Raw genomic sequence first — 546 nt, 5'->3', positions numbered from 1 at the left:
ATTCTCTCCTCGCCTACCTGTGTCGGTTTGCGGTACAGGCACCTTTTATCTCGCTAGAAGCTTTTCTTGGCAGCGGGGAATCAAAGACTTCGCTCCATAAGGAGCTTCCCCATCACAGCTCAGCCTTTACGATAAGCGGATTTGCCTACTTATCAGCCTAACTGCTTGGACGTGCACAACCAATCGCACGCTTCTTCTATCCTTCTGCGTCCCTCCATTGCTCAAACGATAAAGAGGTGGTACAGGAATATCAACCTGTTGTCCATCGCCTACGCCTGTCGGCCTCGGCTTAGGTCCTGACTAACCCTGAGCGGACGAGCCTTCCTCAGGAAACCTTAGGCATTCGGTGGACGGGATTCTCACCCGTCTTTCGCTACTCATACCGGCATTCTCACTTCTAAGCACTCCACCAGTCCTTACGGTCTGACTTCACTGTCCTTAGAACGCTCCCCTACCACTGATACCATTGGTATCAATCCGCAGCTTCGGTGGTGTATTTAGCCCCGGTACATTTTCGGCGCAGAGTCACTCGACTAGTGAGCTATT

The 546-nt window shown here is 51.8% G+C and carries 1 rRNA gene; it reads right to left on the bottom strand.

The annotated features are described in order from the left end of the window. A 23S ribosomal RNA gene (locus GBN78_RS29950) occupies positions 1-546 on the bottom strand; the annotation flags it as partial.

It is taken from the genome of Bacillus sp. B2-WWTP-C-10-Post-4 (assembly GCF_009183805.1).
GTDB classification, from domain to species: Bacteria; Bacillota; Bacilli; order Bacillales; family Bacillaceae_G; genus Bacillus_A; species Bacillus_A cereus.
The sequence above is the reverse complement of the archived record's forward strand: the minus strand, read 5'-3'. Positions and strand labels throughout refer to the sequence as shown.